Here is a 24,752-nt window from a genome sequence, read left to right as displayed (position 1 = left end):
TATTGCCATTGGGCCAGGTCAGTCACGGTCTCCTGCTGACTTTTTTAAGTTAGAACTGACAGGCGTGGATGATTCCTCTTTTTTTTGAGGCTCCCCGGAAAGGCCATAGCTGTTTCGTAATTGCGTGTCGATGTCCTGGGCAATATCCGGATTACTTTTCAGAAAGGTTTTGACCGCCTCCCGGCCCTGACCGAGCCGTTCCTCCTTATAAGAATACCATGCTCCGGCTTTATCTACGATTCGACGCTCAACGCCTAAGTCCACTAATTCCCCGACTTTGGAAATGCCTTCGGCGAACATGACATCAAATTCGGCTTGTTTGAAGGGCGGGGCCATTTTATTTTTGACCACTTTCACCCGCACCCGACTCCCCATCACTTCCTGGCCCTCTTTAATCGATTCAATCCGGCGAATATCCAACCGCACTGAAGAATAAAATTTCAACGCGTTGCCGCCGGTCGTGGTCTCGGGATTACCAAACATCACCCCAATTTTCATGCGAATCTGATTAATAAATACCACCGAAGCTTGAGACTTGGAAATGGCCCCAGTTAATTTTCGCAAGGCCTGGGACATTAATCTCGCCTGAAGCCCCATATGGGAATCTCCCATTTCCCCTTCGATTTCTGCACGAGGGACCAGGGCTGCAACGGAATCGACGACAATGATATCCAATGCTCCGCTTCGGACCAGGGTTTCGGCAATTTCCAGAGCCTGTTCGCCGGTATCCGGCTGGGCCACCAGCAGATCATCGGTGTGGACCCCAAGCTTTTTAGCGTAAGTGATATCCAACGCATGCTCGGCATCGATAAAGGCTGCCGCCCCGCCGGCTTTCTGCGCTTCGGCAATGGCATGCAGGCACAACGTGGTTTTTCCGGACGATTCCGGTCCGAAGACCTCAATGATTCGACCTCGCGGCAACCCTCCGATGCCCAAGGCCATATCGAGCCCGAGAGACCCCGTCGAAATGGCCGGAATATCACGAGGAACGTCTTCCGTTCCTAGCTTCATAATGGCCCCCTTGCCAAATTGCTTTTCAATTTGGGTCAAAGCCAAATCCAGCGCTCGTTTTTTTCCGTCTTTTTGGGTCTCTTTTTGAGGAGCGACGCGTTCTGCCATTGGGTATCCTTTTGTTCAATATTTCTGAGCATGCAAAGTGGCGGCTATCTTACCCCACACTCTTTAACAGGTAAATGCCTAACTTAGATTGAATTATGTGATCCAGGCTCAGTGAATGGCACCGTCCTCAAAGCCGTATATTCCGCACCGGATTGGCTCACGTCACTGCGAAAAAGTGTGATCCGGTCAACATGGAATATCCCAAGATTTCGAGGTTGCTCCAGTAAGCCGGAATGAGTCAGTACGCCTCCGACCTGAGATTGGTCATGTTTGATCCTGGCCAAAGTCAAATGAGGGAAATAGGGCTTATCCTCAGGAGGAAAGCCTAACGGTTCCATCGCACCTTCGATTCGTGAAACAAGTTTGAACAAAGCAGGAATGTCTCCCGTACATCCGATCCACAGTACCCGTGGACGTCGAAGATGCGGAAAAACCCCCAACCCCTGAACCTCTAATGTGAGAGGAGGCTGACTTGTCCGGATAGGTTCAATGGCAGTCAAAACCGGTTCCACCAGGGAAGCGTCCACATATCCAAGAAATTTCAGTGTGAGGTGTATCGACTCAGGACGAACCCAATTGACCATTGGTAAGCTTTCTCGCAGCTGACATTGAAGTTCCACCACTTTCCGACGCAAATCCAAGGAAAGTTCAACAGCAAGAAAGACTCGCAGACTTTTCTGATTAGAAAACCGATTCATTGGCGTATCGTCGGATCAAATCCAAAACAGCCTGAGATGTCTTCAATGTAATTTCCGCTCGATCCCCATGAAATCTCCAACATTGACTCTGAGGCCCCTGCGGACCATCAATCGCTCCATACACCAGCCCTACTGGCTTGTTCAGAGTCCCTCCACCGGGACCCGCAATTCCCGTGACCCCAACTCCCACATCGACTCGACTTCCCATTCGAATTCCTTTGGCCATGGCCACGGCTACCTGTGCGCTCACGGCCCCATATCGACGAAGCGTCGAGGCGGGAACTCCCACGAGTTCTCGTTTCGCTTCATTACTATAAGACACGACTCCCCGGTTCACATAACGCGAACTGCCGGGCACGCCAGTCAAACGATGGGCCACTAATCCTCCGGTGCAGGATTCGGCGACTGCAATGGTCCAGGAACGGGCTCGCAAGACTTCCCCGACGATTTCCTCCATGGTACGTTCACCTTCCGAAAAGAGCCAGGGACCTAAACAATCACGGATCCGAAGGATCAGGTGATCCCATTCCGGGAAGAACGGGGACATCTCCTTTACAGAAGAGAGTGGGCCGCCGAACACCCAACAACTCACCGTCACCATCACTCCCCTGGGCGAAGCCAAAATACCGAACTGAATGCTTCCATAATCCTTCAAAACCGGATTCAAATGTCTTTGAACATCGGTTTCGGGTAATCCAAATGTTTGGAACGTATGCTGCCAATAGCGCCTGTTGCTGTGAAATAACTTCCGGAGTATCGGCTGAACCTGAGAAACCATCATGACTTTGGCCTCACGAGGCACACCTGGTAATGCGATAATGACTGATTGCCCGCTACGCATCAAAAAACCGGGCGCCGTGCCGACGGTATTCGCCAACATCATGGCTCGGGAAGGAAGAAAAGCCTGCCTGGCCAATAGAGGTGTAACCGGTCTTCCAAAGCGTCGATAACAAGCCTTGAGATGGTCATAGGCTTTTTTTCGTCTGATCAGTGGACAGTGAAGTGTCGCGGCAACAGCCTCACGGGTACAATCATCGAATGTCGAACCCAGTCCACCCGTTAAGATGATCACATGAGCGCGCTTCAGCGAGAAACGAAGGGCTTCTTGAATATCCCGTTTCTGATCGCCAACGGAGATTTTTTTCCGGACCTCAATGCCACACTCAGCGAGAAGATGTGCGACAAATACCGAATTACTATCGAGGCGTCCGCCCAGAAGCAATTCTGAACCCACAGCAATAATGTCAGCATGAAGGGACTTCATGTTCAAAAGATTCAGCCCAATTGCATCAAACACAATCGTTCACCCATCCCCATGACCCTAGGGAATGGAAGCAAAATCTAGATCAAAGGTCACTTCGCCTCCGGTTCCTGGGAAGACCTTGACAGTGGTTTGAGCCAAGGCATCAAAAACGTGATAGTTAAAGGACGCCACAATCTTTGCACGATACGTGGGGGGGCCTTGGTTTGGGTTGAGCAGCGTCGCTCTGGCATCAAACCGAATACGATCAGGCTTGATCAACCGATCTCCCTGTTTAAGCAAAAGATAACTATCTTTGGCAAAGCTTGATGAATCCCCAAAAATCATCACCACGACTTGAAGGGATTGTTCATCAAGGATTTGCTGAATATCCTGGGATGAGAGACGTTCTCCTCGAAGAGCAAAATGACTGGACATCACCGCAATTCCATTTAATTTTGTCATAAGAAATCCATGGGCCTGAGGAACATCTTCAGAAGATATACCGAAATGCCAATACAGCCTATTGGGTGGAGTTTGGCTTCGGGCTCCCTCCTGACCATTTTTGATGGCTTCAAGAATTTGAAATTCTGAGGGTTCTGGAACAATACCCCACACCGGAGAAGAAACTAAGATGACCAGCCCCGCTTCCAAAAGAAACCAAAAACCGGCATCTCTTACCGACCCCAGCAAAGACCCCACACATCGGGAAAATAGTTGAAAAACCAAGATTTGATTCATTGGCTATGACCTAAAAGGTTCTCCCCCCTTAAGATTAACGTCCTATTCCTGACTCCTCCTATTCCGAAGGGATCTTAACAGCCATCACGCCATCTGCTCATTGACAATATTGCAGTAGCGATGTTAAGACCTATTTTTTTAAGTGATTAAAAAAACACGGGTTTTCTTTCTAGGGGAGGTATAATTATGGCTGGTGCCGAAGAGGCTGCCAAACAACAATTTGTCAATTTTGCTTTCTATAAAGTCGACCCTTTGTGGAGACGTCTTCCCAAAGAAGAGCGAGACCTCGGCAAGCAAGAATTTATCCGCGCAGCAGAAGAGTATTCCGGCAAAGTCATTGTCGTGCCTTACACCACAACAGGCATACGAGGTGATTGCGACTTTATGTTGTGGCGAATCAGCTATGATCTCGAAATGTTTCAAGAAATGAGTTCAAAGCTTTTAGCTACAGGCTTGGGACGGTATCTTACCACGCCGTACTCTTATCTTTCCATGACGAAACGATCCATATACGTCGATCATCACGTGCATGAGGGCCAAGAAAGTCGAAGACTGAAAATTTCTCCTGGCCGTGCGAAATATATATTTGTATATCCATTTGAAAAAACCAGAGAGTGGTACCTGCTCACCAAAGCCGCCCGACAAGGCATGATGGATGAACATATCGCAATTGGGCATAAGTACCCCTCAGTCAAACTCAATACCACCTATTCATTTGGATTGGATGACCAGGAATTTGTGGTGGCCTTTGAAACCGATTCCCCACAGGATTTTCTAGACCTTGTCATGGAATTACGCTCTACCGAGGGCAGCCGGTATGTCAAACGAGATATTCCAATTTTTACCTGTATTATGAAAAGTCTTAAAGAAGCTGTTGAAACTCTCGGAGGGTGATCTCTCCCAATCATACTTGGAACGCACTTTAAGACCAGCCCACAGACTTCATTCAAAAATAAGCCCTTTAGCAGATACCCTTCAATTGAAGGGTATCTGTATGTGCTTCTCATTCCAATTTTCCCGATAGATTCAAACTTTCTCAATCTAGATAGGGCTGACTTTCATGGTGCTCCTGCCCGACCGTGCATACGGAGAATTTCATCAGTTACACCAGCGACATCTTGCCTTACCGGATCTCCAACCTCCAGCAACCAATTTCTTCTAAAATGCATTGGATTTCAAACTTCCGGTTAACACCCACCTAGGCATTCGACCATTTTGACAGGCCTCAAAGAGGTGTGTTATCAAGAAAATCAAAGTCTAATTTTCATTTGGGAGTGTCAGAGATGGAAGGGGAAAAAGATATTCTTTTTGTGCGCCGGGACAAAGATGGCGCGGTAACGTTATATATTGACGAAGATTGGGCCGCGGAACGGGGGGTCGATCCATCTCAATTAGTCAAAATTGAAATTCCCCGAGAACTCTATGCCAATGGAACAGTACAGCAACTAAGAGAATACGCAGCCACATGCCTCGAGTCCCTTGATAATGGCACTCCATAAACTACATAAAAATTATGTCTACAACACTGCAGTTTGAACACATTGAATCAGCCATTCAGGCGCTTCCAACTCAAGGCCGCACCATGCTACAGCTTCTTCTGTTGCAGTACATGAACCTGAGTTCTGAAGCCATCGACTATATGGTCAGCGATCAACCCGATTCCCGCTTCCAGGCAGGCAATCAGCCAAAAGGAAACCCGCTCTCCCTTGAAGCCGAAAGAAATATCACATCCCGGGCGAACCAGTACAAAGATTACTACCGACAAAAACGAGAACGCCCAGGAATGCACATTGAATTCCTGACTCAAGCATTGAAAAACATTGATAAATCCATTCAGATCGCAGAACGGTTGCTCATTTCAGAATTTGGATTGGCCCAAAATGCCTTGCAGGATGCTAAAACTCAAGCACCCTCAATTCTCCTTCGACAGGAACTCCGGAAATTACAGCGTGCATGGGATAACCAGGAACTCTCCACGAAGGAGTATCAAATACAGCGACTGCTCCTGGAATATCAGGCCTTATTGCGACGACGTGGGATATTCAGACGCCGATTGAAGTTCGCTCAAAATGAATTCTTTTCTTCCGGAAACTCTCCGTTAAAGGATCACGAAATTGCCCATGTCTGGGGAATTCCTTTAGGCAGCCTAGGCGCGAGGAAGGTCAAAGCCCTTCAACACTTTCTGACTGAATTACAAAAACACCAGGAAAATCTCTCCGCACCGAATGAGTCGTTGCAACCAATTAACCTCTGGCAAGAAACTCTTGCCCTCTTATCCCAACGTCCCATTGAAAGGTCAATGGTTGAATATGATGGATTGGAAAAAACAGAGGAGGCCTTACTGGATAAATTGCGAGCATTCGTCGACGGAAGCATGTCAGAGCCTGAAGAATCAAAGTTTTGGACGAGCATTACTAAAGTAAATGACACGGAATTTTCTGGAACATGGAAATCCCATGCTCGCTCTATTTTAGCTTTCCAACGATTACACGCTCTGATCAATGATATGGATTTTTCAGATGAAGGGTTGGAAGAAAGCTTACGGGTCAAAATTTACCCACAACTCCCTGATGACCAACTGGCCCCTGAATCCGATGATAAGCCTATTGAGCTCAGCGAGAAGGGCTTAGGCGTGCTGAATTATTTTGTAGGAGAACCAGACGACAAACGAAGGGGATAATCCTCGCTTCCAAACCTTCCGCCTCATCCTTCCCCGCTATTTTTCATTCCCGGCAAGAGTCGTCTTCATGACCTCGTCGGCCCATTCCGTACTGAGAAAGTACTCTTGTCGCACCACGTGGGGTTCAAAAAGACTGTTCTCAATTTGATCCCACTCCCCTCGTTCGTAGGACATTACGCATTTTAAAATTTCCCCTAAACATCCCTGCCCTTCGGTCAGAGCAAGCAGAATTTCAGAAGCAAGAGGAAGGTCTGCGAGAAGTTGCTTCATCTCACAATCAAAGTAGGCATCCAATACAGAAAAAAGGCCAACGGTAAAGCCTTGGCTGGTAGACTCTCCTCGCAACCGGCTCAAACCTTGACACATTCGTCCACGGATGAGGGCAATGCGCATCAGCTCGCTTGGCTTTCCACCAGTATGAGCCAGCACCAGTAAGGAGGCCCATTGCCGCATACGTTCGGTGCCTACCATCCCCACGGCTTGTCCAATTGAATTAACCACTCGGGGAAGGCCCACAGACGCAGAGTTCACAAAACGAAGAAGCTTAAGGCTGAGTGACAGGTCATTTTCGACTAATTCCTCAAGATCTTTTATTTGAATATCAGGATCCTGCAATTTGGCCAATAAAAGCACAATCGCCATGCGGTTGCCGGAAAGCTTGACCCCCTCCATGATTTGCGGTTTACAGAAAAAGTATCCTTGAAAATATTCAAATCCTTTTTCAAAACACAGCGTGTAGACTTCTTGATTTTCGACTTTTTCTGCAAGCAATCGAACCGGGTATTGCTTCAACACATCAATTTGCTCAAGGAGCTGTTCACTCGTTAATGCTAATATATCCACCTTCACAAAGTCCGCAACATCTAATAATGCTCGATGAGAATCCCGAACGATAAAGTCATCCAACGCAATTTTGTAGCCAAGTTGCCTAGCCCTGAGAAGCGATTGGATAACGATGGGCGTAGGCTCAATGGACTCCAATACCTCAAGAACCACATTGTGACTTGGCAGGACTTCATAATGTTGGCTTAAAAAGAAATTCGCTGTCAGATTGATGAACGCCTGACTCGTCCCAGCTATCTGGTCGATTCCCATCTCTAAAAACGTATTCACCATGACCCTGGCGGTGGCCTCATCCCCGTCAACTACTTGCGCACTATTGGCTTGACCATCTCGATACAGGAGTTCATACCCAAAAACTCCATTTTGACGATCAAAAATAGCTTGCCGTCCAACCAGAACGGATTGCTTGATGTTTGGAGCAGCCGTTGTAGTCATAAAAATATTCCAGGGTAAATAAATAAGAGGTGTAAAAGTATCTCCACAATCCCTAGGACCTACAAGGATCAAGTAAAGGCGACTCTCATTGAATCCAGGATACTAGGGCTAAGAAATCCACCTAAACTTGATCATTTTTCAGAAAAAGAATTGTCCCAAGTTCTCTAGCTATGGTATAGATCTTTTCATTCAAGGTGGAATACGGCGGTGTAGCTCAGGTGGTAGAGCAGCGGACTCATAAGCCGCGGGCCGGGGGTTCAAATCCCTCCACCGCCACCAAATTCCTTCTCCCCCCTTGCCTTTCTGATCCCAGAAGAAGCCGCAGCCCCCATCGGAGGCATCGGAGACTCACCTCACCCGACATGAACGTTTTTGTTTGCTTTCAATGAGGCATCGACTATTGAAGCGGAATGGCTTCTACCAGACGACGCTTCATTAAATGGCACTTCAATGATTACGGAAGCCCCCTTGGAAGGTTGACTGTGAATTTTTAGACGACCCCCTATCTTCTTTGCCCGGTTGACCATAATTCCCAACCCATGTCCCTGAGCCCCGACCAGATCAACCTCAAAACCCTTTCCATTATCTGACACCTCAATAATTGTGTCTGTAGGCGTCGTCTTTGCAGACACTTGCCCTCGTTTGGCGTGAGAATATTGTACGCTATTCCGAACGGCTTCTCGTACAATATGTAACAGTTGGGCACCCTGCTCCCGTGACAGATGATCCTCACAGGAAGGATCAACATAGACTAATATCGGGAATGAGGATTCTCGACTCAAATCCTCAACCAGGGTCTTAAGTGCCACTTCAAATTTGTTTCCGAGCAGGACTCCTGCCTTGAGATTCTCCAAAAACACCTGGAGCATTTCCGACATTTCCGCCACTTGCTCAATAATGAAGGTGGTGGGACGCCCTATTTCCATAGCCATTTGAATTTTATGCAAGGCGCGGGCTATTCGTTCATGAAAATGCAGAATAATAACATTTCGTTCTTCAATGACAGCTAATAACTCTTTATTGCGTTGAAGAAGATACAGGAATGGAGACAACTGTACGATTCCGCCTAGCAATAATCCCGCGATAACACAACCAAGCCATGTACTCACAAAATTCAATGGAGGAGGATTGTTTTCAAGAAATGGAATAGATACCCCATAGGTTTTTTGAATGGCCAGAAGCCCAACTGCCGCACTTAAGAGTTTCCACACAAGGGGGTTTTCAGTCAAACGTACCCGACGAAGAAGCAAAATAACCGTCAACCAATGCATCAGGCAGGTTGCGATCAATACCCAAAACAAGAAGCTTCCACCATCCATCTACCTAAGACATCCTTCCCTCGTGATACCTGGACATTCCATCTTCACCTTGCATGAGCCATTTTCTGTTCACTGTGTTTCGTAAAACTCAAAGATGTTGGCTATGGCAAGAACGAATCAATCCACGAAATATACAGCCCTTGCCTGGTGCATTTCATAGCCTCATTTTCTTTGTCGGAAATTTCTCAAGGCATCTTAAGAAAACGGATGTCCAATCACTTTGAGGTAGGCTCTTTGATTTGACAATTAACTTCAGTCCAATCTCCTTTTCAAGACCCTGCCGCCATGACATGCCGTTGATTCCAGGGTCCTACCTTTGAGGTATTTACCGGTAGGGGTAGGTCAGACAGACTCCTCGCAGTATGGAGATCTAATCATATGCGATTTCTCCTTTTTTTCTTGGCAAGTCTTCTTTTCTGGTCAATGACCATCTCGATTGAGTATAGGAATCGAAATCCCAGCACCACTTCCACAGCTCAAGCCTGTGCAGGAGAAACCAATGGAGACGCCCTACTGGATTATCTATACATTGGTAGGATTAAGGGCATAAGGGATAATGGGCACATACTTACTGTTGGCCTCCCCTCTGATTGGACATCCCTCCCCCCAGACGTTCAGCAAGAGACATATGAAGCAGTCGCCTGTTATGCCAAAACACAACAGCGCATACTGCAGGTTATTGAAACGCCATAAAGAACCTGAATAACGACTCAAGTTGAAGGAACTCAGGCAGGTAGACCGCGTGGGGGCTGGAGATTTTCTCGATAATATTCATATAGAACTTGAGCCCGTCCTTCATCAATAAGAACGAGCTGGCGTTGATCGAAAGTATTGGCGCAATACAGATATGTTAAATGGGTTGTGGTCCCTAACTCGATATGCATTTCTCTTCCCCCACCATCCTGGCAAGTCGTCTCTTGTTGAATGCATTTGGAGGGAAGATCCTCGTAAATGATTTGAGCAGAGGAATGGTGATTTTCATAACAAGGCAAGGATGGATCCTCAGGAGCGCGAATCATGTTTCCCCAAAAGTCATGAACCAATTGTTGAAAATCAGATTCGGTTATGTGCGTCACAGTTTCAACTAATTGATACAATAAATCCCGATCGGCCTCACCCCCAATAACCAACCCTGTCAGACCAGAAGAATGCTCGCACAAACCCCAAGTTAAGATCTCCTTCCATCGTCCGAAACGAAACATCCAGGAGCCCAAATTAGAATGAACACCTGTAATGGTGGCATTCACGTTCCCCTTAACCAGCACCTGACCCATTCGCTCGGCGGCAATTCCGATACAACGATAAAGCGTTTCGCCTGGTTCCCGATACGGTTCCTCATTCCACTCAAAAGGATTCACGCCATGTGAGAGTCGGGCAACCTCATACAGAGGTCCATCGATCACTTCTTCATCAACTGACCGATATCGGCAGAAAACCGGAGAAGATATGGGAAACACCCCTCTGGCATCTAATGCTCGTTGAAACAAAATTCGTCGACCAAGATTCCAAGTTTTCTCGAAAAGGATCATACGTCCCATTGGCCCTAAAATCCGCAACAAGACATCTAATCGTCCCTGTATCCCCGTCAGACCTTCCAGTTGCTCCTGTCGTTGATTGTCACAGGCACGTTGAAACGTTTTCCAGGTTTGGCTTGGAAGCCCTGGCTCCCGTTCCGCTTGAAACAACGCATGAGTCGAAAGAATAAGATCGTAGGTTCCCGAGATCTGCTGTTGTGGCACCTGAGAGACCTCGAAGCGAACATTCCTGATTCGTCGTTTTTCTGCCTCGAAACAAGCTACTTCAATCGATCGAGAGGACCGATCGATTCCTACAAATTCAATGTCAGGATGCTGTTGGGCAAAAAAAATGGTTAGAATGCCAACCCCACAACCAAAGTCCAATACCTGGTTTGCTGGAGCAATCCTGCCACACACAGAGGTTCCAACCGTCAAAAAATAATGCAACCGTTGGGAATACAGAACAGGGATAAAATCCCGACGCGCCAATTCATCATAAAAATCAATGTCGCTTTTTACGTCTTCACCACCGTATCGATGCTCGATTAATCGTTGAAAGTCGCACAATTCCTCTTTGGAAAGAGTCTCTCGTTGCCAGTCATAATATGAGGCCTCATCATGAAACTCTCGCAATCCCCATGACAGCAAATACGGGAAAAGCTCCGCATGGTAATCAGAAATTTCTTCACTTTTATATCCCATATTAAACCAGATTAAGATGATTCCTCTAAAAAAGGAATACAGAAAATGTTGGGAAGCAAAAAAACACAGGGATAGAAAAAAAGACCAATAACAGGAGTGGGTAACGGAAACCTGGGTATATGCACAGCCGACACAAAGAGGCCGGCTATTCATGCTTCATCTGAAAGGCTAGAACTTGGCAGATAACATCATCGCATCCTGGTAGATCTGAGGAACTGGATGTGGCTGTTGAAGTTGTCCAGATCCCAATACCATATATTTTTCAATCGTGAGCTTCGAGAGAATAAGAGGACCTCGCCCATGCATCCGCGTGCTATTACTCCCGATATCTGGACCAAGACCAAATTGTGGTCCGCCATGAAGACGGGTCGAAGCATTCACCATAACCGCGCTCGAATCGACCTCTCGAACAAAGCGCATGGCTAACTGATAGTCTCGAGTTACAATAGTATCGGTATGCCCTGGGGCATAGGTCCCAATATGATCGATAGCTTCTTGACTATCTTTTACCACTTTAATATTCAGAGTTAAGGATTGATATTTTCTCCCCCAATCCGGTTCTTCCGCCGCTTTAATCCCTAAATGCCCGGTCATTTCCAAAATACCCATCATGGAAACCGTTTTAGGACAGCCACGCAAAGTCACACGATACTCCTGAAGAAATCTTCGTGTTAACCCTGGCAATAAATGCCGACAAACGCCCTGATGAACCAAGAGCGTGTCCATGGCATTCGCTGCAGATGGCGATTGAAGTTTAGCATTCACCGCGATGGTTTGAGCCAATGGGATATCGACATCCTGATCGACATACACATGACACAGGCCTCCCTCAAATCCAATGACAGGAACTCTCGAATGCTCTAAGATCCCATTTCGCAAACCAGCACTCCCTCGTGTAATGACGGCTTGGACATACTGAGGATATCGCACCATTTCCAGGGCCGCCTCCGGAGAACTCCGGTCGAGAAATGTCAGCCCCCCATTAGGAACACCATGGAACACCGCCGCCTCTTGGAGATAGTGAACAATCGCACTATTAGTATGAAACCACTCGGTTCCCCCACGAAAGACACAGACATTGTTGGTCTTCATGCACATCCCAAACGATTCAGCGGTCATCAATGGCCCCATATCCGACACCACCGCGACAATACCCAGTGGAGAACGGACAGTATGAACCTGCATTCCATCTGGAGTGAGCCAGGCGTGACTCGCCTCGCCGATTGGATCAGGAAGAGCTTCTAAATCTAACAACCCTTGGTGCATGAGGCGAATCGTGTCTTCGGAAATTCGAATGCGTTCTGACGCCTCACGATGGACTTGTTGATCGGTTTCCTTGGAAATGCCAGCCAAATCTTTTGCATTGGCCTCCAAAATTTCCTGAGTATGATTGACTAGACTCTCGGCCATCGCCTTTAAGGCCTGATTTTTCACACTGGAAGACAGGCACGCCATGGGGCGAGCAGCCTCCTTCGCTTCTTTCAAAAGCGCTTGCACGTATAATTTTAGAGGTACTTCAACCATCCTTCGCACTCCTTCATCATAAAAATTTCTGAATGCGGCACTGACTATAGCCATGAAGGCTCACAGAGTCAAAAATGGCATTGATTCAAAAAAGATTTTCCTCGGAACACTTTCTGGTTATTCCACGATCCCTCTCCGAAGCTAACAGCGCGTCGCATACCCATAAAAGATAGTCAGGGTTGAATTATAATTTTCACCTATGCTAATCTCCATTGGTTTAATGGAAAAATATTGAACATCACTAAATTGCATGAATGTCTCTTCACTTGGAACAGCCTGCCTGATAAGACAATCCACATCTATTGTCTCCTGCCGGTCCCATTTGAGCCAAATTACTGTTTTGTGTTTCTTTAAAAAATCCACGGTTTTGTGTTAATCAATATATCTCTGAAAGGGGGTGGGAAGGTCCGTTATGGTCACGATTAAATCGTTATTAGAAGCTGGAGTTCACTTCGGGCATCAAACCAATCGCTGGAACCCGAAGATGAAACGCTATATCTTCGGAGAAAAAAACGGTATTTATATTATTGATCTTCAAATTTCTCTCCAATGCTTTCAAAAAGCCTACGAATTTACCCGTGATACAGTGGCTGCCGGGGAATCCGTCTTATTCGTGGGGACTAAGCGGCAAGCCATGGGAATTGTGGAAGAAGAAGCCAATCGTTGTGGAATGTTTTTTGTTAACCAGCGATGGTTGGGTGGAATGTTAACGAATTTCCAGACACTCCGTCGCAGCATCAACCAACTAAAAAAACTTGAAGCTGCGGAAACCGATGGCACATACGAACGACTCAAAAAGAAAGAAATCGTTCGCATGAAAAAAGAGCAAGCCAAACTGGAAAAATATTTGAGCGGTATCAAAGGCATGAATGATATTCCTGGGTGCATTTACATATTAGACACCAGGATCCAGCACATTACGGTTAAGGAAGCTAATCGCCTTGGCATTCCGGTTATTGCTTTAGTAGACACCAACTGTGACCCTGAAGGGGTGGACTTTCCTATACCCGGTAATGACGATGCCATTCGATCCCTCAAATTATTTACGGGACAGATTGCCGACGCCTGCATCGAAGGTACGGAACTTCGCCGGAAGCGCCAGGAGTCAGTGGCGAATGGCGAAGGGTTTCTTCCCGACAACACCGAGCAAGGTCATCCATCGGGTGCGCCAAACAAGAATACCCAACCTGTCTAAGGATCCTGGGTTCATCTAATTAAACTGAAATTTATATTACTGTCAGTAGGAGAGCATGCACATGTCTAGTTTGAGTGCCTTGGTGAAGGAGTTGCGAGGCAAAACAGGGGCAGGAATCCTTGATTGCCAAAAAGCCCTACAAGACACAGGGAATGATGTCGAAAAAGCCATCGATCTGTTGCGTCAAAAAGGGTTGGCCGCTGCACAAAAGAAAGCAGGCCGAGAAACCAAAGAGGGTATTATTTCCTCGTATATTCATTCAGGATCAAAAATTGGAGTCCTGATTGAAGTCAATTGTGAAACAGACTTTGTGGCACGCAATGAAGAATTTCAAGCTTTTGTTAAGGAAGTGGCTTTACAAATCGCTGCCTCTCATCCTATGTACATTAAACGGGAAGACATTCCGGAGGACTTGATCGAACGGGAAAAGAATATTTACCTCGCACAGATGAAAGAGTCCGGAAAACCCGAAGGGACCTGGGAGAAAATCATTAAGGGAAAGCTCGAAAAATATTATCAAGAGCAGTGCCTCTTGGAACAAGCCTTTATTAAGGATCCCAGCATCAGCATTCAAGATCTCCTTTCACAGAAAATCGCGAAGTTAGGAGAAAACCTCACGATCAGTCGCTTTACGCGTTACCAACTCGGCCAGGACTAATGCCCCTCAAATATCGTCGGGTCCTCTTAAAAATTAGTGGAGAAATGCTCGCTGGAGAGCAGACCTACGGCATCCAACCTTCCGTTTTACATAATCTCGCAGCCGAAATTGCCGACGTACTGACCCTGAAGGTCGAAATCGCCATTGTGATTGGAGGTGGCAACATTTTCAGAGGTCTTGCTGCCAGTGCCTCTGGCATGGAACGAGCTTCGGCCGATTACATGGGCATGCTCGCCACCTTGTTGAATGCTCTGGCTTTACAAAATGCTTTAGAGAGTAAAGACATCCCCACACGCGTCTTATCGGCAATAGAAATGCGGCAGTTAGCCGAAAGTTACATTCGTCGCCGAGCTATTCGGCATTTGGAAAAAAAACGCGTGGTGATTTTTGCCGCCGGTACCGGGAATCCCTACTTTACGACCGACACCGCTGCCGCGCTCCGAGCCATGGAAATTGGTGCGGATGTTATCATGAAAGGCACGAAGGTTGATGGCATCTACGACGCGGACCCTATGACGACACCCTCGGCCAAACGCTTCACGGAATTACCATTTTTATCGGTGCTCAATAAAAGCTTGAAGGTAATGGATGCCACAGCCATTACACTCTGCATGGATAACGATCTGCCTATCATTGTGTTCGATCTGACCTCATCAGGAAATATCAGAAAAATCCTTGAAGGGGAACCGGTCGGCACCATTGTTTCCAAAAATGCGCTTGTCACTTAACGTGGGGAATGATCATGAACGATCCAACCATTCTTAAAACCACACAGCGAATGGAGGGAGCCATTGAGCACCTCAAGAGAGAATTCATGTCCCTTCGAACCGGTCGCGCCTCCTTGGGATTACTTGACCATATCACCGTTGATTATTACGGGACGCCCACTCCACTCAAGCAAGTCGCCAACCTCGCGATTCCTGAGAGCCGACTGATTACCATTCAGCCCTGGGATACCTCCCAAATCAGAGAAATTGAACGGGCCATCATTAGTTCAGAGCTTGGCCTCACCCCATCCAATGATGGCAAACTCATCCGGCTACCCATTCCCCCACTGAGTGAAGAACGACGAAAAGATTTGGTCAAACTCAGCAAAAAATATGGAGAAGAGACCAAGGTACAGATTCGTGGATTTCGTCGGGAAGGGAATGACGAACTCAAACACCTTCACAAAGAAGGCTCACTGACAGAAGATACCCAGCACCGGTTAGAGGCTGAAATTCAAAAACTCACAGATAAATTTATACAGATCGTCGATGACCTCACCAAGAAAAAGGAGGAGGAAATACTCGCGATTTAAGGAATATTTGTGATACCGATCAGGCCACCTTCACTTTCCGACCTCCGACACGTCTCATCCCCGATTACCGTTTCTATCAGTCTTGATGCGCTAGCCAGGAATTTCCAACAAATCCGGCAATGGATCGCTCCATCTACAAAAATTCTGGCCGTCGTTAAAGCTGATGCATATGGCCATGGGGCGATTCCTGTGGCTCAGACCCTGGAACACCTGGGAATTTTTGGATTTGGTGTGGCATCCGTCATGGAAGGGATAACCCTTCGAGAGCACCACATTCACTGCCCCATCCTGGTTATGGGGCCCATCCTCCCTCAGCATCTAAGCGAAATTATTCGCCATCAGCTTACTCCGGTGATTTCTCGTGCAGAAAGCGTTCAACAACTTATCGAGCTCCTTTTTCCTCGCGCCACCCCATTTCCTATTCATCTCAAAGTCGACACTGGATTACACCGACTCGGCTTCGAGAATGATGAAGCCCTCTCCCTTCTAAGCAGGCTATCGCACTCGACCCCTCTCATTGAAATAGAGGGCCTCTTAAGCCATTTTGCTGATGCCGACAATCAGGATCACACCTTAACCAATGTTCAAATCCAAAAGTTTTTGGCCTTTATCGACCAAGCGAAGCAATTGGGAGTCCAACCACCAATACTGCATATGGCCAATAGTGCAGGAATCTTGTTTCATCCAACTGCCCATTTGGGAATGGTCAGACCTGGATTAATGTTATATGGATACGCACCCCGGCAGGAGAGTGCTCCCCAAGCCCTCACTCTTGAACCGGTGATGCATGCCACCACATACGTGGCCCATCTCCGGTCTCTCCAGCCTGGTGAAATTGTGGGATATAACGCCCTATTCCGCACACGGAGGCCATCTCAAATCGCCGTCCTTCCGGTGGGTTATACCCACGGATTTCCCAGACACCTCACGGGAGTCGGACATGTTCTCATCAAAGGAGAACAGGCCCCCATCATAGGAAAAATTTGCATGGATATGATGATGGTGGATGTCACGGACATTCCCCATCCAACGATTGGAGACGAGGTCGTGTTACTGGGAAAACAGGGGACACGGGAAATAACAGCTGAAGATCATGCCGGATGGTTGAACACGATTCCCTATGAAGTGTTGTGCGGGATCGGGGGAAAAGCCAACCGGATTTACCTTCCCCATACACTTGACCCTTCTTCTTCACATACCTCAAGCCAGTCAGCAAAAAAAATGTTGGAATAACTCCTCAACACACCGATGTCTTCCCAACACGGCCATCCTGGCTCGTTCAAACCGCTCCAGAATCATGCCGTTTTCAGCTTACGCTTCAAACGTTTCTCCACGCTCGCCACCTTGCCGGCCAACCGGCCTTTATGGCCACGCCGGTAATCAACCTTAATCACACAAGAAATCCTCGGACAATCCTTTTTCATCCTGGTATAGCATTGCTTCACGACTCGAAACACGTCATCCCACTCCCCTTCCAACACCGTTCCCATGGGATTGAGTCGGTACTCAACCCCGCTTTTATCAATCAGGTCCAGTGACCGGGACACATATTTGCCGACACTTTCCCCCTTACCAAGAGGGGACATGCTAAATTCTAACAGCACCATTACCCACCTTCCTTTCCAACCGGTTCCACTTGCTCCTCATCGGACAACTTCCAACTATTGGGATACTGCAATTCCCCGGACAATTGAAAGCCATTAACCGCTTCCGTCAAGCGCTCACGACGTCGCAGATCGCTCATTTCCGTGCTCTTTAGCTCTTCACGCAAAGCTCCTAGCCAATCCAGAAACTGGTCGAATTCCTCATCAAACAGCAATTCAAGATTATGACGAAGCACCTTGGCCAGAGCCGGAGCGGTCCCACTCGTACTAATCGCTATTCGAAGATTCCCGCGTTTGACCAGCGCAGGCATCACGATCGTGGAGTATTCAGGCAAATCCATCGACCACAACAGGAAGCGTTCGCTTTTCGCCAGCTCAAACAAGGACTTGGCCAATTCCAAATCATCCTTTAACACATTCATAATCAGCACAACCCCTTGGGCATCGCCCGATCGAAATGTCCGTCCCCGGTGGATAATTTTCCCTGAGGCGGTCAACTTCCGCAAATCAACATGAAGTGTGGGATTGACCACGGTAATTTTCGCTCCGGCATCCAACAGGCGATGCACCTTCTCCACGGCTTCCTCATCACCACCAATCACCATACACTGGCGGCCATCCAAATCGACTGTTACTTGAAACCCTGCATTCTTCGTCATGAGTATCCTCCTTTAGAACCCAAGACATCTTACCCAACATGCACCACAAGGGGAAAGAGTAAAATCCCCAATCCCCTGGCCCACCCAATTACACAGCGCACCGCCATTACAAAACACAGGAAGAGGGAAACAGTGGACCAAGCCACGAGAGCTGGGAAGCCGAATGCCCATCATAGATGAATGGAGAAAAATACAGGATTACTGAGGCAGGACTTATTCAACCGGTTGCTGCAAACTTTCCGAACTTTGAATACCGAGAGACTCATAGATTTTCAAGGTCGCTTTTGATTTATTCAAGGTATAAAAATGAATTCCTTTCACTTTATGATCCACAAGATCCACCACCTGCTCGGTCGCCCAATGAATGCCAACCCCTTCCGCATAAGTATCATTCTCAGCTCGATCCATAGCCCGTAAGAGTTTGGCAGGAATACGGGCGCCAAGCGCCAATTCAGACATGCGAGTCATGCCCTTTCGGGAAACTATCGGCATAATGCCTGCGATAATGGGCACTTTAATGCCCACAACTTCGCAACGTTCACAAAAATCGTAAAAGTCCCGATTATCAAAAAATAATTGGGTGCAGATATAATCAGCTCCCGCATCGACTTTTCGCTTCAAATTGTCCATTTCCTGTAATCGGTTGGGCGTACCGGGATGTCCCTCAGGAAATCCTGCCACGCCCACGCCCATTTCAGAAAACTGCTGCTTAATAAACCGCACAAGGTCAGAGGCAAACTGAAAGCCATCTTCGGGAATCTGGACATCCGTGCTTCCCTTGGGAGGATCTCCCCTTAAAGCCATAATGTTATGTATACCGCTCTCCTGATATTTCGAGAGAATATGATGAATTTCGTCACGCCTGGACCCCACGCAGGTTAAATGCGACACAATGGTCAAATCGGTTTCCCGTTGGAGCTTTACCACTAAATCATGCGTCCGTTCACGGGTAGATCCGCCGGCACCATAGGTCACACTGACATAGGCAGGTTTTAACGGCATGAGGGCCGAAATCGCTTCAAACAGTTCTTGAAAACCCCGTTCCGTTTTTGGAGGGAAAAACTCAAAACTAATCGCAGGATGATACGTCCGCAACACTTCTGAAATATGCATGTCCATACCTTAAATTGCTCACCAAGATTTGTCTAGTCTCCGGCACGGTTCGGCCCTGTTTGAAAAACAGCAATGGGCCATACGCACCAACGAACGAGAATCGCTCCAACAAGACCTGTCAGAACCAGGACGGTCAGAAGATGAAACAGGGTCAGATTTCCAATCGCAATGGGAATCCCCTGTGCCTGCAGGGTGCCCAGAAACATCACATACCGGATCATTCCCATCAGCACCAGCGTCGTCACCGTACAAATGAGCCCTCCCCAAACAAGACCTTTGACCTGGGGAACCATAAATGACGCATTCAACAAGACCATGGCCAGTAACGCAGTGGTTACCCCCACAAAGAAGAACATAGAGGGCAAACCCGCCCCGTCAATCAGTCCTCCCCTCGGCACCTCACCCAAGACGAGAAACAACCAGGGTCCGATAAGCACTTGCGGAACCAGCCCCGTTAACATCCATCCCACACCATAACGAACACGCTCATCAGAGGGGGGGTAGCGGGAAAGAATGGTTGAGGCGGAACCATTCGACGCACCTGACCACCCGAGCAGACCAAGCACCGTCACCACCAACCCCCCTGCTGCCAAGCTGGCAAAAAGGAGGTGCAGGCTTTTCGGAATGACACGAGTCCAATCCACGGTCGACAATCCAAGAAGAAACCACCCACTGCCCACATACCCCTCATGAGCCATCGCATCCCATCGCCCAATCCATACGACACCTGCTCCCCAAAATAGCATGCCTGCACAGACCAGCCAGACAGGGCCTGAATTTCCTCCAGGATTTTCCTGCGGTCGGCTTTTCCAAAGACAGATTCCCCCCAACACAAAACCCAGAATTTCTTCATAGCTCCACGGTCCTCCGGCAATATGGGATTCCGGCAGCGGATACCCAAGAATGGCGGGCACAAGAAGACCGATAATCCCGCACAACACCCATAACCCGAGCGTTAAGCGAAGAACCAGGGAGCTGAGAAGGTCGCGCAGGCCTTTATGTGGGTTATCGCTCCGCCATCGACACAGTAGATCCGTCATCAGCAATAGAAGTGTCAACCCCAACGGCAACACCATCCGCCATACATCCAAGACCGTAAAGAGAAGAAACCCGTCAACCATATCCGCCCTCTTTCCTTAACACAGGATTTAAAAAATGGAAACCTCGTGTCCAGACCATGCCGGATAAACCAGGATCCTCGTGCAGGCTGTTGAAAAATTCAAAGGCCAAGGGGCGAGAACGCCGCTGGCGAACCCTTCGGCCAGACTCAGGGCATGCTTTTTAAACACCCTGCTAGGGAATAGAACACGTCCCGGAAGGCAATGTCATCTTCAGCCCCTTAAACAAACGGTCTTCCTAACCCGATCTTATCCGGGTAAGGCAGGAACAATCTGAAACCATCCCTGATCATGGAGAAGATGAACCGGAGTCTCAAAAAGGGCAGACAAGCTGTGATCATTCAGTACATTCCCCTTTGGACCATCTTCCATAATCCGGCCCTGTTTCAACAACACGACCCGCTCAATCTCAGGAGGAATTTCATGGACATGGTGCGTCACCAAAATCACCGTGCCTCCATGGCGTATGAAATTTCGAATGATCTGAAGGTATTGAAAACAAGCCTGCACATCCAGTCCGGTTGTTGGCTCATCTAACACAAGGATCCGAGGCTCGTGAACCAATGCCCGTCCTAACAAGGCTCGCCGTTGTTCTCCGGTCGACATCTCCCCGAAAGGGCGATCTCGAAGATGGGCAATCCCGAGCATGCGCATCATCTCAGAGCTTTTGGTACGATGTCGGAGACGGATGGTTTGATGTTCATACACGTCCAAACTGGAGAAAAACCCCGAAAGAATAATGTCCAGCCCGGTTGTATGACAGGGGTAGGCCTGTTGCATTTCCGCCGAAATTAACCCGATCTGTGCGCGTAGGTCCCACACATTCCAGTGCTCCTTCCCCATCAGTCGGACATATCGATCCGTCCCGACGACCGGATACAGTTCCCTCGATAGCAGTTTCATGAATGTCGATTTCCCTGACCCATTGGGACCCAGGATGACGGTCGAACACCCCTGGCCAATCACCAGGGACAAATCATGAAGGACGGGCTGAGTGCCTCGGTACACCGTCGCACGGTGAATCTGAATGCAAGTGGATATATCGGAACTCAACATGTCATCTGACATCCACACCCCCTCCTGCCCCATGAAACATTCACCACGCCCACAGACCATATCCAACACATGACGCCTTAGCGAGGGCCGTGCATGACCCAGCAAATTCTCTTACCCGCCAAAACCCAGCACCTCCATCCTTTACCAAAACAAACCGTCTCACACAAAGACAAATTGTTCCATCCTGAATACAGAACCGAACTGGAAATTCACATAATGCTCAAAATCGGGCCATCGTTTATAATGAATTGACACAACCATCACTGGCACATCAGTTGCTTCTAAAAATATTGAGAGGGAGAAAGTAAACCGAACGGGTCGGCCAACATTCACCATTTTCAGCAGACGTATAAAAAGAGGGAGGTCGCAATGAAAAGGATGTCTTCAGGATGCGCAATCGGGACGATGGCCTTTGTGTCCGGAATCACATTGGGAATCGCAGCAGGGTTGTTGTGGGCCCCTCAGTCCGGGAAACGAACCAGAGAAGACCTACACGATCTTGCCTCCGATACCTTGGATCAAGCCGAAGACTGGCTAGATAATACCAAAGAAACAGTTGACGATTTTGTCAAAAGAGGAAAAGCGGCCGTCATGGGCGCTTAATTCCCGCACTTTTTTGTTGGCGAGTGGTCAGATAATGTTCACGGTATAGATAACCATGAACGAAGCGAAGACGCCGGGGGAGGCGATGTCATTTTGAGCGACCTTGTCATCCAGAGCTGTTCGACAAGCCTGCCCTGATCGTAGTCGAAGGGGCACAATCCGAGTTCAATCGAAGACCATCAGTCTCAGTTGGGCTTATTCATTCTTGTCGCAGATCCTTTCAAGGGGCTCAGGAAGACAAATTGGGAGAGGGCCTTGCCCATACAGTAGATGTTTTGGACTCAAGGAACAACCCGAAAAAATCGAGGAACAATTTACCCCTTCTAGACTCTTCCTGCCCAGAGGGATACAATTAGCACCTGGTGTCTGTCCCATTGACCTTCCAAAATTCCGGTATCTATTTGAACGTGTTTCCACATTACAAGTTATTCCCGAAATTTTGAGCGGGATACTCTGCATTGGTCTGCTGTACATTCACCAAGCTCAACCCCTTCATATTCGCAGGAAAATCTCCTTCTCTGACGGATGGTTCCGCCCTGGGAAGGTGGCACGAATCTGAGTAGACACCCAAAACCAGTCCCGTTCATGGACCACCACAACAGATAAGGACATACGATCTTGCCATGGCAGGCTTAACACACACTCCGTTTCATCAACGAATCGTCATTGGCGTCGAAATTGAGGCGTACAGTATCAATGTCACCGATCACAAGATCGGCAGGCGCCTGTCAAAACCCCGCCCTGGTCTTTCTGAATCCGGCGAACGATTTACCCGGGATGCCTCCATCGGCAGTGAATATAATAGCCGACCATTCACGACCATCCGGGAAAGCTTGTTTTTACTTAAAGCCGGTTTGCGAAAATATCTGCGAGGTCTGTATCGCAGTCGAGAAGACGAACAGGACTATCGTGTGCCGTTATTTGTGGGAGGCTGGACGAACCGGTTTGCCGGCACCCATCTCCACATCTCTGTCGCCAATCGTAAACTCACCAAACAAGAAGCCACCGCACTCAGCTGGCACCTTCATGACCAGCTTCCGTTGCTCATCGCGACCGGAGCCAATTCTCCCATCTGGGACAAAAAAGTCACGGGCAAAGCCTCAAACCGGTTTCTTCGTGGAAATGCCACCTACTTCACCCCCACAAAACGAGGGGATCTCACATCGGTCGATACCAGGGAACTGGTCTATAGCAAAGGCCGGAAAACCAAACCGCCCACTCTGGAAATACGGGTATTCGATTCCAATATTCCGGAATTTGTCGTGGCTAATTTATGCCTGGTTAAGGCGGTCTGCCTGCGATGGCTGCGGGGAGAAGCCGCGGCCAATCGAATGAGCCATGCCGATTACCTCCTCGCCCGGACAGAAGCCGCCACGAAAGGCATGAAAGCCAGGCTTCCCTGGAAACGCGAATGGATGCCGGCTCCGGACTATTTAGACCAGTTCTTGTGGGAACACCGAGAGGAATTCGACGCCATGGATATTCCTGAAGAAATTTATGAGGTCCTGCGCCTGCTCAAACGCAGATATAACGGAGCCCGACTCATTCATGATGCGGTGGCTCTGGCCATTCGCGAACACCCGCAAACCTGGCAACGCCGTTTCGCCAAACGCTATCGCTCAGGATTGGGGCATTTGCTCAGTGGCAATACTTTGCAGGATTTTGCCGCAGAACTGGAAGTGCCCTTTCCCAGCACCGAACGGGTGTGGCTGGGTCGAAAACGAGCCTCCATCGATGAGTAAACGCTATCCCGCCCCGTTGATCGGGATCACCTGTGAAGCCGTGTCTAAACGGAAGGACTTCGCCAACTACGACTTGTTATGTGATCACCGCTATGCAGCCGCCGTCACTGAAGCGGGCGGCCATCCCGTGTTGCTCCCGATTAACCACAGAGAAACCCTTCGCAACCGCTATTTAGAAGGCATCGACGGGTTGGTCATTGTCGGAGGGGACGATTTGGACCCAACCTGGTATGGAGAACGCCCCAAAAAACGCACAAAAGTTGCGTTTCAAAACCGGTCCAAATTTGAAGCCTGGTTATACCACGCCGGGAAAACCCGTCGGTTACCCATTTTAGGAATCTGCTATGGCATGCAGCTAATCAATGTCCTGGAAGGCGGAACCCTTCATCAACATATTCACCCGCCCAAGAAGGGCTACAATGTGGATCATGAAGGAAAGAAAAACGGGCTGCATCCAGTCAAAGTCATTCAGGGCACTCGATTAGCAAAAATCCTCGGAAAAGGTCGCAAGGTAGTGGCCACAGAACATCACCAGGGTGTCCGGACACTGGCTCCAGATTTCATTCCTGCCGCCATCGCCAGCGACGGACTCATTGAGGCGATGGAACATCCCAAATACCCTCACATATTTACCATTCAGTGGCACCCGGAACGACAACTCCGCAGTCAGACCACACAACGGCTCTTGCGGGCCTTTGTCCGATCCTGCCAACACTACCAGCGAACCAGAAACCCGTAGTCGGCCCTCAACTCGTCTTAGTGTCCAACCAAAAAAATCGGAAACAATAGGCGCAAGGAATCAGACAATGAGACGGGAAAGAGTGACAGGCTGTGTCATGTGGCGACCTAAAGGCACTCATACTGCATGAGCCATTGGCAAAATGAA

The 24,752-nt window shown here is 48.3% G+C and carries 24 protein-coding genes and 1 tRNA gene; 12 read left to right on the top strand and 13 right to left on the bottom strand.

Annotated elements, in window-relative coordinates:
- Nucleotides 1-18: 18 nt before the first annotated feature.
- The 4 genes from recA to PQG83_RS04300 all read right to left on the bottom strand — a co-directional run bounded on the left by recA (nt 19) and on the right by PQG83_RS04300 (nt 3,798).
- Nucleotides 19-1,119, bottom strand: coding sequence for a recombinase RecA (gene recA, locus PQG83_RS04315; RefSeq protein WP_312747184.1), 1,101 nt, complete (start codon nt 1,117-1,119; stop codon nt 19-21).
- Between the two features lie 83 nt (nt 1,120-1,202).
- Nucleotides 1,203-1,817, bottom strand: coding sequence for an RNA 2',3'-cyclic phosphodiesterase (gene thpR, locus PQG83_RS04310; RefSeq protein WP_312747181.1), 615 nt, complete (start codon nt 1,815-1,817; stop codon nt 1,203-1,205).
- A complete protein-coding gene (locus PQG83_RS04305) occupies nt 1,801-3,081 on the bottom strand; it encodes a CinA family nicotinamide mononucleotide deamidase-related protein (protein WP_312747178.1) in 1,281 nt (426 codons plus the stop codon). Before PQG83_RS04305 ends, thpR begins: the two co-directional genes overlap by 17 nt.
- A gap of 57 nt (nt 3,082-3,138) precedes the next feature.
- Nucleotides 3,139-3,798: a hypothetical protein gene (locus tag PQG83_RS04300; protein WP_312747175.1), complete on the bottom strand. Its 660-nt coding sequence runs from the start codon at nt 3,796-3,798 to the stop codon at nt 3,139-3,141.
- A 186-nt stretch (nt 3,799-3,984) separates the two neighbouring features.
- On the opposite strand from PQG83_RS04300, the gene PQG83_RS04295 reads away from it, so the two are divergent.
- The 3 genes from PQG83_RS04295 (at nt 3,985) to PQG83_RS04285 (ending at nt 6,478) form a co-directional block, all read left to right on the top strand.
- Nucleotides 3,985-4,692 carry a chlorite dismutase family protein gene (locus PQG83_RS04295; protein WP_312747172.1) on the top strand — a complete coding sequence of 236 codons (708 nt, stop codon included), beginning with the start codon at nt 3,985-3,987 and terminating at the stop codon, nt 4,690-4,692.
- Between the two features lie 389 nt (nt 4,693-5,081).
- The gene (locus PQG83_RS04290) at nt 5,082-5,297 is read left to right on the top strand and encodes a hypothetical protein (RefSeq protein ID WP_312747169.1); all 216 of its coding nucleotides are present in this window, start codon (nt 5,082-5,084) and stop codon (nt 5,295-5,297) included.
- Between the two features lie 14 nt (nt 5,298-5,311).
- A complete protein-coding gene (locus PQG83_RS04285) occupies nt 5,312-6,478 on the top strand; it encodes a hypothetical protein (protein WP_312747167.1) in 1,167 nt (388 codons plus the stop codon).
- 36 nt (nt 6,479-6,514) lie between these two features.
- Here the strand turns inward: PQG83_RS04285 and PQG83_RS04280 are convergent, their stop codons facing one another.
- On the bottom strand, nt 6,515-7,756 hold the full coding sequence (locus tag PQG83_RS04280) for an EAL and HDOD domain-containing protein (protein WP_312747165.1): 1,242 nt from the start codon (nt 7,754-7,756) through the stop codon (nt 6,515-6,517).
- A 203-nt stretch (nt 7,757-7,959) separates the two neighbouring features.
- Between PQG83_RS04280 and PQG83_RS04275 the strand changes: the two genes are divergently transcribed.
- A tRNA-Met gene (locus PQG83_RS04275) sits at nt 7,960-8,035 on the top strand.
- 74 nt (nt 8,036-8,109) lie between these two features.
- On the opposite strand, the gene PQG83_RS04270 is transcribed toward PQG83_RS04275, so the two are convergent.
- From PQG83_RS04270 to PQG83_RS04260, 3 genes are all read right to left on the bottom strand, one after another.
- A complete protein-coding gene (locus tag PQG83_RS04270; RefSeq protein WP_312747163.1) occupies nt 8,110-9,075 on the bottom strand; it encodes a sensor histidine kinase in 966 nt (321 codons plus the stop codon).
- A gap of 725 nt (nt 9,076-9,800) precedes the next feature.
- Nucleotides 9,801-11,294, bottom strand: a complete 1,494-nt coding sequence (locus tag PQG83_RS04265; RefSeq protein WP_312747161.1) for a class I SAM-dependent methyltransferase — start codon at nt 11,292-11,294, stop codon at nt 9,801-9,803.
- A 168-nt stretch (nt 11,295-11,462) separates the two neighbouring features.
- Complete coding sequence (locus PQG83_RS04260) at nt 11,463-12,818, bottom strand: glutamate-5-semialdehyde dehydrogenase (protein ID WP_312747158.1); 1,356 nt, start codon at nt 12,816-12,818, stop codon at nt 11,463-11,465.
- A 412-nt stretch (nt 12,819-13,230) separates the two neighbouring features.
- Between PQG83_RS04260 and rpsB the strand changes: the two genes are divergently transcribed.
- From rpsB to alr, 5 genes are all read left to right on the top strand, one after another.
- Nucleotides 13,231-14,013 (top strand): 30S ribosomal protein S2, encoded by a 783-nt coding sequence (gene rpsB, locus PQG83_RS04255; protein ID WP_312747156.1) that lies wholly within the window; start codon nt 13,231-13,233, stop codon nt 14,011-14,013.
- Nucleotides 14,014-14,074: 61 nt separating this feature from the next.
- A complete protein-coding gene (gene tsf, locus PQG83_RS04250; protein ID WP_312747154.1) occupies nt 14,075-14,671 on the top strand; it encodes a translation elongation factor Ts in 597 nt (198 codons plus the stop codon).
- A complete protein-coding gene (pyrH, locus tag PQG83_RS04245) occupies nt 14,671-15,399 on the top strand; it encodes a UMP kinase (RefSeq protein ID WP_312747151.1) in 729 nt (242 codons plus the stop codon). The genes tsf and pyrH overlap by 1 nt, the downstream gene beginning before the upstream one ends.
- Before the next feature lie 14 nt (nt 15,400-15,413).
- Nucleotides 15,414-15,971: a ribosome recycling factor gene (gene frr, locus PQG83_RS04240; RefSeq protein ID WP_312747148.1), complete on the top strand. Its 558-nt coding sequence runs from the start codon at nt 15,414-15,416 to the stop codon at nt 15,969-15,971.
- A 9-nt stretch (nt 15,972-15,980) separates the two neighbouring features.
- Entirely contained in the window at nt 15,981-17,204 is a 1,224-nt protein-coding gene (alr, locus tag PQG83_RS04235; RefSeq protein ID WP_312747145.1) for an alanine racemase, read from the top strand.
- 62 nt (nt 17,205-17,266) lie between these two features.
- Here alr and PQG83_RS04230 read toward each other — a convergent pair whose 3' ends face one another.
- The 5 genes from PQG83_RS04230 to PQG83_RS04210 form a co-directional block, all read right to left on the bottom strand.
- Entirely contained in the window at nt 17,267-17,578 is a 312-nt protein-coding gene (locus PQG83_RS04230) for an MTH1187 family thiamine-binding protein (protein WP_312747142.1), read from the bottom strand.
- Nucleotides 17,578-18,234, bottom strand: a complete 657-nt coding sequence (locus tag PQG83_RS04225; RefSeq protein WP_312747139.1) for a precorrin-2 dehydrogenase/sirohydrochlorin ferrochelatase family protein — start codon at nt 18,232-18,234, stop codon at nt 17,578-17,580. The genes PQG83_RS04230 and PQG83_RS04225 overlap by 1 nt, the downstream gene beginning before the upstream one ends.
- 213 nt (nt 18,235-18,447) lie before the next feature.
- Nucleotides 18,448-19,347 (bottom strand): methylenetetrahydrofolate reductase [NAD(P)H], encoded by a 900-nt coding sequence (gene metF / locus PQG83_RS04220; protein WP_312747136.1) that lies wholly within the window; start codon nt 19,345-19,347, stop codon nt 18,448-18,450.
- 32 nt (nt 19,348-19,379) lie between these two features.
- Nucleotides 19,380-20,468 (bottom strand): hypothetical protein, encoded by a 1,089-nt coding sequence (locus PQG83_RS04215; RefSeq protein WP_312747134.1) that lies wholly within the window; start codon nt 20,466-20,468, stop codon nt 19,380-19,382.
- A 246-nt stretch (nt 20,469-20,714) separates the two neighbouring features.
- Nucleotides 20,715-21,533 carry an ABC transporter ATP-binding protein gene (locus PQG83_RS04210; protein WP_312747132.1) on the bottom strand — a complete coding sequence of 273 codons (819 nt, stop codon included), beginning with the start codon at nt 21,531-21,533 and terminating at the stop codon, nt 20,715-20,717.
- A 357-nt stretch (nt 21,534-21,890) separates the two neighbouring features.
- On the opposite strand from PQG83_RS04210, the gene PQG83_RS04205 reads away from it, so the two are divergent.
- From PQG83_RS04205 to PQG83_RS04195, 3 genes are all read left to right on the top strand, one after another.
- Complete coding sequence (locus tag PQG83_RS04205) at nt 21,891-22,124, top strand: YtxH domain-containing protein (protein WP_312747129.1); 234 nt, start codon at nt 21,891-21,893, stop codon at nt 22,122-22,124.
- Between the two features lie 623 nt (nt 22,125-22,747).
- On the top strand, nt 22,748-23,866 hold the full coding sequence (locus PQG83_RS04200; protein WP_312747127.1) for a glutamate-cysteine ligase family protein: 1,119 nt from the start codon (nt 22,748-22,750) through the stop codon (nt 23,864-23,866).
- Nucleotides 23,859-24,605 (top strand): gamma-glutamyl-gamma-aminobutyrate hydrolase family protein, encoded by a 747-nt coding sequence (locus PQG83_RS04195; protein ID WP_312747124.1) that lies wholly within the window; start codon nt 23,859-23,861, stop codon nt 24,603-24,605. Before PQG83_RS04200 ends, PQG83_RS04195 begins: the two co-directional genes overlap by 8 nt.
- Nucleotides 24,606-24,752 lie beyond the last annotated feature (147 nt).

Source organism: Candidatus Nitrospira neomarina, assembly GCF_032051675.1.
GTDB classification, from domain to species: Bacteria; Nitrospirota; Nitrospiria; order Nitrospirales; family UBA8639; genus Nitrospira_E; species Nitrospira_E neomarina.
Note: the sequence above shows the minus strand (reverse complement) of the source record. Positions and strands in the feature narration are given on the sequence as shown.

Excerpts from the sequence above, each read along its gene's own strand:
- PQG83_RS04225 (WP_312747139.1), bottom strand. The coding sequence starts at position 18,234 with ATGACGAAGAATGCAGGGTTTCAAGTAACAGTCGATTTGGATGGCCGC.
- PQG83_RS04195 (WP_312747124.1), top strand. The coding sequence starts at position 23,859 with ATGAGTAAACGCTATCCCGCCCCGTTGATCGGGATCACCTGTGAAGCC.
- recA (WP_312747184.1), bottom strand. The coding sequence starts at position 1,119 with ATGGCAGAACGCGTCGCTCCTCAAAAAGAGACCCAAAAAGACGGAAAA.
- PQG83_RS04270 (WP_312747163.1), bottom strand. The coding sequence starts at position 9,075 with ATGGATGGTGGAAGCTTCTTGTTTTGGGTATTGATCGCAACCTGCCTG.
- PQG83_RS04205 (WP_312747129.1), top strand. The coding sequence starts at position 21,891 with ATGAAAAGGATGTCTTCAGGATGCGCAATCGGGACGATGGCCTTTGTG.
- PQG83_RS04295 (WP_312747172.1), top strand. The coding sequence starts at position 3,985 with ATGGCTGGTGCCGAAGAGGCTGCCAAACAACAATTTGTCAATTTTGCT.
- PQG83_RS04215 (WP_312747134.1), bottom strand. The coding sequence starts at position 20,468 with ATGGTTGACGGGTTTCTTCTCTTTACGGTCTTGGATGTATGGCGGATG.
- PQG83_RS04265 (WP_312747161.1), bottom strand. The coding sequence starts at position 11,294 with ATGGGATATAAAAGTGAAGAAATTTCTGATTACCATGCGGAGCTTTTC.
- PQG83_RS04305 (WP_312747178.1), bottom strand. The coding sequence starts at position 3,081 with ATGAAGTCCCTTCATGCTGACATTATTGCTGTGGGTTCAGAATTGCTT.
- PQG83_RS04260 (WP_312747158.1), bottom strand. The coding sequence starts at position 12,818 with ATGGTTGAAGTACCTCTAAAATTATACGTGCAAGCGCTTTTGAAAGAA.
- PQG83_RS04285 (WP_312747167.1), top strand. The coding sequence starts at position 5,312 with ATGTCTACAACACTGCAGTTTGAACACATTGAATCAGCCATTCAGGCG.
- PQG83_RS04290 (WP_312747169.1), top strand. The coding sequence starts at position 5,082 with ATGGAAGGGGAAAAAGATATTCTTTTTGTGCGCCGGGACAAAGATGGC.
- metF (WP_312747136.1), bottom strand. The coding sequence starts at position 19,347 with ATGCATATTTCAGAAGTGTTGCGGACGTATCATCCTGCGATTAGTTTT.
- pyrH (WP_312747151.1), top strand. The coding sequence starts at position 14,671 with ATGCCCCTCAAATATCGTCGGGTCCTCTTAAAAATTAGTGGAGAAATG.
- rpsB (WP_312747156.1), top strand. The coding sequence starts at position 13,231 with ATGGTCACGATTAAATCGTTATTAGAAGCTGGAGTTCACTTCGGGCAT.
- thpR (WP_312747181.1), bottom strand. The coding sequence starts at position 1,817 with ATGAATCGGTTTTCTAATCAGAAAAGTCTGCGAGTCTTTCTTGCTGTT.
- tsf (WP_312747154.1), top strand. The coding sequence starts at position 14,075 with ATGTCTAGTTTGAGTGCCTTGGTGAAGGAGTTGCGAGGCAAAACAGGG.
- PQG83_RS04200 (WP_312747127.1), top strand. The coding sequence starts at position 22,748 with ATGGCAGGCTTAACACACACTCCGTTTCATCAACGAATCGTCATTGGC.
- frr (WP_312747148.1), top strand. The coding sequence starts at position 15,414 with ATGAACGATCCAACCATTCTTAAAACCACACAGCGAATGGAGGGAGCC.
- PQG83_RS04230 (WP_312747142.1), bottom strand. The coding sequence starts at position 17,578 with ATGGTGCTGTTAGAATTTAGCATGTCCCCTCTTGGTAAGGGGGAAAGT.
- PQG83_RS04280 (WP_312747165.1), bottom strand. The coding sequence starts at position 7,756 with ATGACTACAACGGCTGCTCCAAACATCAAGCAATCCGTTCTGGTTGGA.
- PQG83_RS04210 (WP_312747132.1), bottom strand. The coding sequence starts at position 21,533 with ATGTCAGATGACATGTTGAGTTCCGATATATCCACTTGCATTCAGATT.
- PQG83_RS04300 (WP_312747175.1), bottom strand. The coding sequence starts at position 3,798 with ATGAATCAAATCTTGGTTTTTCAACTATTTTCCCGATGTGTGGGGTCT.